The organism is Rhodococcus sp. 06-156-4 (assembly GCF_002259345.1).
Taxonomy (GTDB): domain Bacteria; phylum Actinomycetota; class Actinomycetes; order Mycobacteriales; family Mycobacteriaceae; genus Rhodococcoides; species Rhodococcoides fascians_E.
In genome coordinates this window covers 65673-75515 of sequence record NZ_NPGB01000032.1, presented here as the reverse complement: position 1 = coordinate 75515, position 9843 = coordinate 65673, and the positions used below count along the sequence as shown (strand labels likewise).

The following is a 9843-nucleotide window of genomic DNA, read 5'->3' as shown; positions in this document are numbered from 1 at the left end:
CGCCGAGTCACCGACCGCTGTCCCCGAACCCTCATCCCCCATGAGCATGACACCACCATAACCAGACCCACCGACAAGTTTTCGAACACACGTTCCCATACCGTCGGAGTTGCTGGATACTTCGATCGTCCGCGAACTCGAGCGAACCGGACGAGACAGCTGATCGAGCAACAGCCTGAAACTTACGGTCGATCAATCCAATTCGTCGTTTGCCACCGACTCGATCCAGTCGACGGCGGCGTCGGTCAGTTCCGACTGATCTGCCGAAGAATGCCCGGCCCACCACGCCGGGTCGGGCGAATCTCCCGCGACGGAGAGAAGTTCGGCTTGAACATACGGGTCGAGCGGCTCACCGTTGTGTTCGATCAACCACGATCGCGTACGGACTGCCAGTAATGGCCACACTTGTTGGATCTGCATCACTTCATCGTTTCGCCAGGTACGGGCGTCGTCAATCGGGGTCGACCCTGAGATTCACCCCGAAGCGCGATCAGTGTCCGAACATCCGTCGGAACGACGTTCCGAGTGGGTGTTTGGCGGTGACGGAGCCGAAGCGGACTTTGCCGCGCACGACAACGTGCAATCGGCCGATGGGCGGGCCGGTGCGGACCTTGTTGTTGGCGCTGCCGCCCACGGTGTCGAGGCCGTTGAGGTCGACCGTCGCCTCCTCGGGGACAACGAGAGAGATTGTGCTGCAGTAATCGTCGACGGTCACCTCGACCACCTGAGTCGACATGATCGCCTGTGTGAAATCGAGCGTGATCGTCGACATCTTGCTCTGGATCGACAACTTCGGCGGCACGTGCCACGGCCCTTTGCGCGACACCGTGGACATCGTTCCGCGCACCACGTCGCCCGGACCGCCGTGAGCGTTTCCTGCGTGCCCCTGCCAGGGCGAATGCGTCGGCGGTTGATAGGCAGGCGCCGGGACGGCGTTGTACGGAGTGGGACTGGGCGGGCGGTGCTCCTCGGCGATTTGCATGCCAGGTAGGTCGGCGAGGACGGAGTTCAGTTCACCGCGGGTCTTGGCGGCCAGCGCCGTGTCCATCCGCTCGGTGAATTCGCCCAGTGACAGCATGCCCTGCCCTACTGCGCGCTGCAGGAGCTGACCCACATGCTCCTTCTCTGCGTCGGACACTCGTAGATCCCTCGCCTCCATGCGTTCCAGGATAGGTGTCGACGCCGAACCTGGCCATCATGCGGATTCGAGCACGCTCAGCATCCCCGCCACCGACAGCGGCCAGCCGAACTGCTCCGCCCTGGCCCGCGAGGCCGTCCGTCGGGCTGGAGCGGGTAGGTCGAACACCCTCGACAGTTCCGTCGCCAATCCGTCTGCGGTGTCGTCGAAGCGCCCACCGCAGTCGGTGGTCACGATGTCGGCCAGCGCGGACGACCTCGATACGACGACGGGGGTTCCGGTGGCGAGCGATTCGAGTGCGGCCAGCCCGAATGTCTCGTGCGGGCCCGGCGCCACCGCGACATCCGCCGACGCGAGCAGGGCGGCGAGTTCCTCACGCCCGTCGACGAATCCGAGGAACTCGATGGGGAGCCCTCGGGCTCTCCGTTCGAGCCCGGCGCGCCTCGGTCCGTCGCCTGCGATCACCAACCGGACATCGAATCCGGAATGGTGAAGCGCAGCAACCGAATCTATGCTGCGGTCCACCCGTTTCTCCACCGACAATCGACCGCAGTGGACGAGCAGTCGGCCACAGCCCCGATGCCAGGGCGACGCGGAATCGCCGACGCGTCTGCCCGGATGAAACATGTCGAGGTCGACGCCGAGTGGAACCTGCGAGACGTTGGTGGCGCCGATGCGCTCGAACTCGCGTCGTGCAAAAGCGGTGGTGCACACGACGGCGTCGTACGTCTCGGCTGTGCGACGGTTCGCGACGTCGGCGAGTGCTCGTGCCGTCGCGTCGGGCATCATCTGCCCGAGTAGGCGATCGAGGCGCTCGTGGGAGATCATCACGCTTCGAGCTCCGCGCCGGGCTGCCCACTTCCCCATCCCTCTCAGCGTGAGGCGGTCCGACACCTCGACGACGTCGGGACGCAGCGCACTCAGGAGTCCGGCCGTCGATCGAGGATTGACCGCGCGATAGCCACCGGTGAAGGGGATCTTGCCTGCAGGGCGGGTGATGCGCAGAACCCCCGACGGCAGGATCGTCTCGGTCGCTCGCTCTCCTGGCACGACCAGAATCACCTCGTGGCCGGCCGCCGTGTAGCCCGCACCCAATTGATCCACGGCGGTTCGAAGACCGCCGGAACGCGGTCCGTAGAAGTTCGCAAGCTGCACGATGCGCACTGCGTCGAGTGTGACCACGCGCCGTGACCGTTCGTCGACGAGTAGGAGAACGACGAGTGGGAGGACTCTGAACGTCGGGAATCCGGACAACGACCTTCCCCGCACTGCCTAACCGCCAAATAGACCGCTCACCACGTTTTTCTCGGCGAATCCCCGGGTAAATTCGTGGAGATGGAGATCACGATCGATGCCGTTGGGGAGGCGAGAGCCGGTGCGGTGTGGGAGCGGTACATGGACCCACGCCAGTGGTCGTCGTGGGCAACGCAGATCGTGTCCGTCGAATACTCCATGTCGCGCGTGTGCACACAGTCGTTCGGCCGGCTCGAAGGCCCACTGTGGCTTCGACTCGACTTCGAGGTGACCGATGTAGACGAAGCGGGCTGGACGTGGACGTCCAAAGTCTGGTTCAAGAATCGCAAGCTGGGGCTGACGCTCACCCACGGGGTAGCGTCGCGGCCGGACGGGAGCCGCACCTGGCTGACCCTGGACGGACCGCCGGCCTTCGTGCTCCCGTACCTGCCGTACGCGCGGTGCGCCATCGGGCGCCTCGTCCGGCGCTGAACAGGCTGGCCAGGACTTCCGCCTGCCCAGCCTGGGCGTCACTCGGTGCGGGTGGTGGTCTTCGGGTCCGTCGGAGTGTCCGTCACGTCGTCCGGATCGGGCGTCGGGAACGACGGTGAATCACCGGATCCGTCGATGTGCTCGTCGAACTCTTCGATTGCGCGTCCGCGCTCGTTCGCGCTCTGCCCGGTGTCGGCATCTTGACCGCGCGTCTTCTCGGTGGGATCGACGGTGGTGTCGACGGGCTTGTCGGTATCGGTCATGCGTTCAGGTGTGCCCGTCCGCGCGGGCACGCAAACACTCGGCTACAGACCCTGTTCGATCGCGTAGCGCGTCAATTCGACTCGATTCGCGAGTTGCAGCTTGCGCAACGTGGCCTGCACATGATTCTCGACGGTTCGATGACTGAGCGTCAGCTTCGTGGCGATCTGCTTGGAGCTCAACCCTTTTGCGACCAGACGAAGAACCTCGGTCTCGCGTTCGGTCAACGTCGGGCGAGAGTCTCGCTCTCCCTCCGGCGCGCTCGACATCCGCCGGTACTCACCCAGAACCAACGCCGCGAGTCCGGGCGTGAACACCGCCTGCCCCGCAGCGGTGGAACGGACGGCCTCGTACAGTTCGTCGGCCGACGCGCTCTTGACCAGGTACCCCGTCGCACCCGCTTTGATGGCGTCGAGTACGTCCTCCCGTTCGGACGATGCGGACAACACCAGAATTCGGCTGTTCTTCGAGCCCTCGAGAACCTTGCTCGTCGCGTCGGCTCCGTTTCCGTCCGGCAGATGCATGTCCATCAGCACGACGTCGGGCTGTGTGGCCTTCGCCCGCCTTCCTGCAGCGCCGACGCTGTCCGCCGTCGCGACGACGTCGAATCCCGCGGCCTCCAGATCCCGTGCGACGCCGTCGCGCCACATGGGGTGGTCGTCGACGACCATGACGGTGATCTGCTCCTGCGTCATCGTTTGTCCTTCGGGTCGTTCCGCTGTTTCGGCACTTTGATCTCCCATTCGGTTCCGACGCCGACGTCGGTGTCCAGCACAGCCGTTCCGCCGATCGACGAGACCCTGCCCAGTATCGACTTCGACACGCCCATCCGCCCTTCGGCTTCCGCAGCCGCCAGTCGGCCGGGAGCGATACCGTCGCCGTCGTCGCGCACGCTGACGATGACCATGTCGTCGACGTCCTCCAGCAGGACATAGGCTCGAGCACCCTCGCCTGCATGAAGCGCGACGTTGGACAGTGCAGTGTCGACCACGGCGGAGAGTTCCTCGGCCACCGACCTGTCGAGCAACACCGGATCCGGCGGGGAGGACACCGAGACAGTGGTGCTGCCGTAGGGACGAAGAAGGCTGCGCAAGTCCACTTCAGCCTGGGTGGCGTCGACTCGGCTCGGCTCCCCCTGCTCGGAGATGAGCATTCGCAACGCTACTTCCTGTTCACCCGCCAGCTCGGCGAGTTCGCCTGCAACACCACCGATTTCCGATCCACGCCGGCGAACGAGCGCGAGGACCTGCAGCACACCGTCGTGCACCTGCCGGGCGAGACGTTCTCTTTCCTCGGTGATTGCCGCGAGTCGGGCCGCGCGCTGGAGTTCGGCGTGCGCTCGATGGGCGGTGTTGCTCGCCAACCCGAGCGCAAGACCGACGGACACCAGAACCGGTGCGGTCGCATCGGTCCACAGATCCAGATCGATCTGATCGCGCACCACAGCACTGACCACCGACAACAGGATGCCTGACGCGATACCGCCCTTGGGCCCGAACAGGATTGCCGCCGAAATGACCGCATTGGTCGCCCACAACGTCGTCGGGAGGGTTTGGTGAGTGCTGTACCACTCGTATTCCGACACGAGGCGAGTCGACGCCATCAGCCCGATCACGACGATCTGGTCGGCGAGTACCACCTTCCACCGCGGGAGCGTCGCCCTCGACAGCAGCGCAGCGGACAGACCGGTCCATACCGCCATCAACGCCACGAAGAACCAGCTCAGCCGAGCATTGCTGTAGTAGGACATCGAGGCCACCTGATAACTGATCGCGTAGATCAACGTGATCAGACGGAACGCCTGCGAGGCCCGCCACAGCGGCGTGACAGCGTCACCCATCGGTCGGCTTCCGTTCCGAGCCGGTCTCTTTCGACAGATTCGGGGTGCTCAGACTGCCCGGGTCGAGTTCGCGATTGTGGGGATGCGGGCTGTCGGCCTCGGCCGGGAACAGAGGCTCCCCTGGATCGTGTTCTTCCAGTTCCTCGTAGACCTCGTCGGGATCGTCGGCGAGCAACGACCGAACCGCAGTGTTGAGGACGGCGACGATGGGGACGGCCAGCAGGCCACCGACGATTCCGGCCAGCAGAATGCCGACGGTGATGGCCAGTACCACCGCGAGCGGGTGCAATCGCACTGCACGGCCGAGCAGCAACGGTTGCAGCACATGCCCTTCCAGCTGCATGACGGCGACGACGATACCCAGCGTGATCAGCGCCGTCAGCCAGCCCTTGGTCACCAAAGCGATGAACACGGCCACGAATCCGGTGACGAACGCACCGACGATCGGAATGAACGCTCCGATGAACACGAGCGATGCCAACGGAAGTGCGAGCGGTACGCCGAGGATGGCCAGACCCGCGCCGATTCCGATGGCGTCGGCTGCGGCGACGGCGACCGTCGCGCGCACGTATCCGACGAGGGATCCGAAGCCTTGACTGCCGGCGAGGCGGATCCGCCGTCGCGCTCCGGTGGGGGCGAGTCTGGTGACGAATTCCCAGATCTGGTCTCCGCCGTACAGAAAGAAGATCAGGATGAACAGCGTCAGCGCGGCGCCGGTGAGGATTTCGCCGATGACGGTCGCAGTGGTCAAGGCGCCCGACGTCACTGCGGCCTGGTTGTCCTGGATGACCTTGACGAGGTTCTCGCTCGCCTGACTGATCTGATCCTGCGAGATGTGGAAGGGCCCGTCGGCCAGCCACCGCTGGACGTCGTTGATCGACGTGGTGAATTGGTCACCCAACTGCGGTAGCCCCTCGATGAACTGCTCGACGACGAACGTCATGATCCCGGCGACGACGCCGATGCTCGCGATGATGACGATCACGACGGCCGCGGCCCTCGGCACGCCGCGTCGCTGCATCCAGTCGACGAGCGGGAGCAGCATCGCCGACGCGAGTAACGCGAGGCCGAGGGGGATGACCACGGTGTCCAGCCGTGCGACGACGTAGCAGAACGTGATGAAGCCGGCGAAGATGACCAGCAGACGCCAGGTCCATTCGGCGCCGATCCGGACGAGGGGATGCACCGAATCGGCAGGAGTGGAGCCTGCGGAATGACCAGATAGGCCAGGAGTGGAGCCTGCGGAATGACCAGATAGGCCAGGAGTGGAGCCTGCGGAATGACCGGAGGGGGCCGCTGTTGGAGGGGGTGCTGGACGGCTGGGAAGTACCTTTGACGCTTCTGCCTGCGGCTCGCGTTCGGTCACCCGGTAAATTTAACCCGTGCTGGCATCTTTGAGAGCGGTCTCGCTCACCCTGAAGAGTCGCTGGCCTCTCTATATGTTGTCGATGTTGCTGTCGAATCTGTTCGGCGCGGTGTTGGTGTTCGCGTTCGTGCGGTACGGGCTTCCCATCGAGGAGTCGCAGTCGATCGTCGCGGATCGTGTTCGCAATGTGTACGTGTTCGGGGCGTATCTGGTCGCAGCCGGTGCGGTGAGTCTGTATTACGCAGCTCGGACGTTGCGGAGTGTGATTCGGTGGCAGTTGCGCGGTGGCCCGCCGAACCGCAAGGAGCAGATGGCGACGCTGCATGCGCCGCTGCGACAGGCGATCGTGCATCTCGTCCTGTGGGTCATCGGCGGCGTCCTGTTCGTGCTGCTCACGGTGACGGAGATGCCGTCGCTGGCGGTGGCGGTGATCGTCACGGTGGTCATGGCGGCGACGGTGACGTTCGGTTTCACGTACATGCTCGGCGAGAGAATCCTGCGGCCGGTGGCTGCGATGGCTCTCAGCGAGGGCCGATTCGACCGGACGATGACGCCGGGCGTCGGGACCAGAATGGCGATGACGTGGGGTCTGGGCACGTTGATGCCCGTCATCGGCATCATCTTGCTGTGCGCGACGCAATTGACGACGGATCTGGTGTTCTCCACCGATTCGTTCGCGGTGGCGATCATCCTGCTCAGTGTCCTGGCGATCGGTCAGGCGTTCATTCTGTCGATGCTGACGGCGAGTCAGATCTCCGATCCCATTCGCCAGCTTCGCCGGGCGATCGAGCGTGTCCAGCGTGGGGACAACGACGTCGAGGTCGACGTGTTCGACGGCAGCGAGATCGGTCGACTGCAGGTCGGCTTCAACCGGATGATGGAGGAATCGGCCGAGCGTCGAGTGCTGCGGGAGCTGTTCGGTCAGCATGTCGGCGAGGACGTGGCCCGACGCGCATTGCAATTCGGTACCGAATTGGGCGGGGAAACTCGCTTCGTGGCGGTGCTGTTCGTGGACATGGTCGGATCGACGGCCACGGCGTCGGAGCGCCCACCCGGTGAAGTCGTCGAGCTTCTCAACGAGTTCTTCCGTGTGGTGGTCGACGTGATCGATCAGCACCACGGTTTCGTCAACAAATTCATGGGCGACGCCGCCCTCGCGATCTTCGGGGCGCCGCTGGACCGGCCCGACGCTCCGACGGCAGCATTGGCTGCCGCACGTGACCTGCGGTTTGCCCTCGACGACATCGTCGGACTCGACATCGGCATCGGTGTGTCGGCCGGCCTTGCGGTGGCAGGAAACATCGGCGCTAAGGAACGCTTCGAGTACACCGTCATCGGAGACCCGGTCAACGAGGCATCTCGTTTGACCGAATTGTCCAAACTTCGGCCCGGCCGCGTGCTGGCGTCGACGTCCGCTCTGTACTTCGCAAGTGACGAGGAACAGGAACACTGGGAGCTCGGAGATCAGGTCCAACTACGCGGCAGACGACGCCTCACCCACCTCGCATGGCCCGTGGAGCACCCGTGAACGTTCGACTCGTGTGGTTACCCTGTGAAGGTGGCCGAACCGAGACCCGAGCATGTGGCCGGCGCTCCTGAGGCAGGCAACCGAGGCCGGAGAAACCGCCTCCGCTGGCTGAAGTGGATCGCCGGGGTCGCGTTGATCGCTCTGCTCGTCGGCGAGGGCATTTATCTGTGGCCGCGGTTGCACGAGTCCTGGCAGGCGCTCACCGAGATCCATTGGGGTTGGCTCGCCGCGTGTGTGTTCACCCAAGCCGTGTCGCTGAGCGCGTTCGGGCGGGTGCAGAAGCAGTTGCTCCAGGCAGGCGGTGTGCGGGTTCGTCAGGCCAAGTCCGTCGCCGTCATCTACGGCAGCACTGCGATGTCTCTGACGCTGCCCGCCGGTCAGGTGTTCTCGACGGCGTTCACGTACCGCCAGACCCGACGCTGGGGTGCGAGTCCCGTCGTCGCGTCGTGGCAGCTCGCGATATCGGGTGTCATCGCCGCTGCCGGGCTGGCTGTCCTCGGCGTCGCGGGCGCGTTGCTCGTCGGCGGATCGGTCAACACCTTCACACTGGTGCTTCCGATCGCCGGTGTGCTGGCGATCGTTCTTGCCGTTCGGTACGTCTCGGCGCACCCTCGGTCCATCCGCAGTGCGGCGCGGTGGGTTCTGAACAAGGTGAACGACTTTCGCAATCAGCCTGCCGATGCCGGGCAGGAGCGGATCGACGAGATCATCGAACAGGTTCAATCGGTACAGCTCGGTAAGCGAGACGCCGGCCTGACGCTCGGCTGGTCGGCGGTGCATCGTCTCGCCGACGTCGCCTGCCTCGGTTTCGCGTGCTTCGCCGTCGGCGCAGATCCCCGCCTGTCCGGGTTGCTGTTCGCGTTCGCCGCCGCCAAGGCCGTCGGGTCGGTGCCGCTTGCTCCCGGCGGACTCGTCATCGTCGACGCCACCCTGATCGCGCTGCTGACCAGCGCGGCGTCGATCAGCGCGTCGCAGGCCGTGGCAGCGGCGTTCGTCTACCGCGCTGTCAGCTTCATCCTCGTCGCCGTCGTCGGCTGGATCGTCTTTCTCGTGCTGTTCCGTAAACACCAGCACGAGGACCTGGGGTACGACATCGCGTTGGAGAAGCAGGAGGCCAGGAACCTCCACCTCGACGTCCAGCCGAAGATCGACAGGTCGGATCCGGAACCTGCCTGATCACCGTGCGAGCGTGAGGATTTCGACTCCGTCGTCGGTGACGGCGATGGTGTGCTCGCTGTGCGCGGTGCGACATCCGGTGGAACTCTTGAGCGTCCAGCCGTCGGTGTCGGTGATCAACTTGTCGGTATCGGCCATCACCCACGGCTCCAGGGCGAGCAGCAGACCCGGCCTGAGCGTGTAGCCGCGGCCCTTGCGGCCACTGTTGGAGACGTGCGGATCCTGATGCATCGTCGAACCTATTCCGTGCCCACCGAATTCGGTGTTGACCTTGTAGCCGGCACCGGTGAGGACCGACCCGATGGCATGGGAGATGTCGCCCATCTTCACGCCCGGACCCGCGGCCTCGATTCCGGCGGCCAACGCGCGCTCGGTGGCGTCGATCAGCGCGACGCTGTCCGCGGGCTTCGTCTCGCCGACGACGAAGCTGATGGCGGAGTCCGCGGCGATACCTCCGAGCAGGATCGCGAGGTCGAGCGAGAGCAGGTCGCCGTCGGCGAGGGTGTAGTCGTGAGGGCGGCCGTGCAGAACAGCGTCGTTGACGCCCGTGCAGATGTAGTGACCGAACGGGCCGCTACCGAAGGACGGCGCGTAGTCGACGTAGCAGGACTCGGCACCTGCCCCGAGAATCATTTCCTTGGTCCACCGGTCGATGTCGAGCAGATTGGTTCCGACGACGCTACGGCTCTTCATGGTCTGCAGGATCTCACCGACGAGTGCGCCGGTCTCGCGCGCCAGGGCGACCTGGCTGGGGTTCAGAATCTCGATCACGGTAGGGCCTTCCCGAAACAATCCAATAACTATACCGG

General features: G+C 64.8%; 11 protein-coding genes. 3 read left to right on the top strand and 8 right to left on the bottom strand.

Features of this window, described 5'->3' with window-relative positions; all coding sequences use genetic code 11:
* Positions 1-192 precede the first annotated feature (192 nt).
* From CH290_RS24870 to CH290_RS24860, 3 genes are all read right to left on the bottom strand, one after another.
* Positions 193-420, bottom strand: a complete 228-nt coding sequence (locus CH290_RS24870) for a hypothetical protein (RefSeq protein ID WP_033190291.1) — start codon at positions 418-420, stop codon at positions 193-195.
* 70 nt (positions 421-490) lie between these two features.
* Positions 491-1159, bottom strand: a complete 669-nt coding sequence (locus tag CH290_RS24865; protein WP_019667840.1) for a DUF1707 SHOCT-like domain-containing protein — start codon at positions 1157-1159, stop codon at positions 491-493.
* Between the two features lie 36 nt (positions 1160-1195).
* A complete protein-coding gene (locus CH290_RS24860; RefSeq protein ID WP_208601210.1) occupies positions 1196-2302 on the bottom strand; it encodes a glycosyltransferase in 1107 nt (368 codons plus the stop codon).
* A 171-nt stretch (positions 2303-2473) separates the two neighbouring features.
* On the opposite strand from CH290_RS24860, the gene CH290_RS24855 reads away from it, so the two are divergent.
* Complete coding sequence (locus tag CH290_RS24855; protein WP_033190293.1) at positions 2474-2863, top strand: SRPBCC family protein; 390 nt, start codon at positions 2474-2476, stop codon at positions 2861-2863.
* Positions 2864-2901: 38 nt separating this feature from the next.
* Here the strand turns inward: CH290_RS24855 and CH290_RS24850 are convergent, their stop codons facing one another.
* From CH290_RS24850 to CH290_RS24835, 4 genes are read right to left on the bottom strand one after another with little or no spacing between them, the layout of a single operon-like run.
* The gene (locus CH290_RS24850; protein ID WP_230594016.1) at positions 2902-3126 is read right to left on the bottom strand and encodes an autophagy-related protein 2; all 225 of its coding nucleotides are present in this window, start codon (positions 3124-3126) and stop codon (positions 2902-2904) included.
* A 42-nt stretch (positions 3127-3168) separates the two neighbouring features.
* The gene (locus CH290_RS24845) at positions 3169-3819 is read right to left on the bottom strand and encodes a response regulator (protein WP_020112333.1); all 651 of its coding nucleotides are present in this window, start codon (positions 3817-3819) and stop codon (positions 3169-3171) included.
* Positions 3816-4964, bottom strand: a complete 1149-nt coding sequence (gene macS / locus CH290_RS24840) for a MacS family sensor histidine kinase (protein WP_019667835.1) — start codon at positions 4962-4964, stop codon at positions 3816-3818. Before macS ends, CH290_RS24845 begins: the two co-directional genes overlap by 4 nt.
* Positions 4957-6150 carry an AI-2E family transporter gene (locus CH290_RS24835; protein ID WP_033190294.1) on the bottom strand — a complete coding sequence of 398 codons (1194 nt, stop codon included), beginning with the start codon at positions 6148-6150 and terminating at the stop codon, positions 4957-4959. The genes macS and CH290_RS24835 overlap by 8 nt, the downstream gene beginning before the upstream one ends.
* Positions 6151-6403: 253 nt before the next feature.
* On the opposite strand from CH290_RS24835, the gene CH290_RS24830 reads away from it, so the two are divergent.
* Both CH290_RS24830 and CH290_RS24825 read left to right on the top strand, forming a co-directional pair.
* Entirely contained in the window at positions 6404-7858 is a 1455-nt protein-coding gene (locus CH290_RS24830) for an adenylate/guanylate cyclase domain-containing protein (protein WP_019667833.1), read from the top strand.
* A gap of 30 nt (positions 7859-7888) precedes the next feature.
* The gene (locus CH290_RS24825) at positions 7889-9034 is read left to right on the top strand and encodes a lysylphosphatidylglycerol synthase transmembrane domain-containing protein (protein ID WP_371828597.1); all 1146 of its coding nucleotides are present in this window, start codon (positions 7889-7891) and stop codon (positions 9032-9034) included.
* Here the strand turns inward: CH290_RS24825 and map are convergent, their stop codons facing one another.
* Positions 9035-9805 carry a type I methionyl aminopeptidase gene (gene map, locus CH290_RS24820; RefSeq protein ID WP_020112339.1) on the bottom strand — a complete coding sequence of 257 codons (771 nt, stop codon included), beginning with the start codon at positions 9803-9805 and terminating at the stop codon, positions 9035-9037.
* Between the last annotated feature and the right edge of the window lie 38 nt (positions 9806-9843).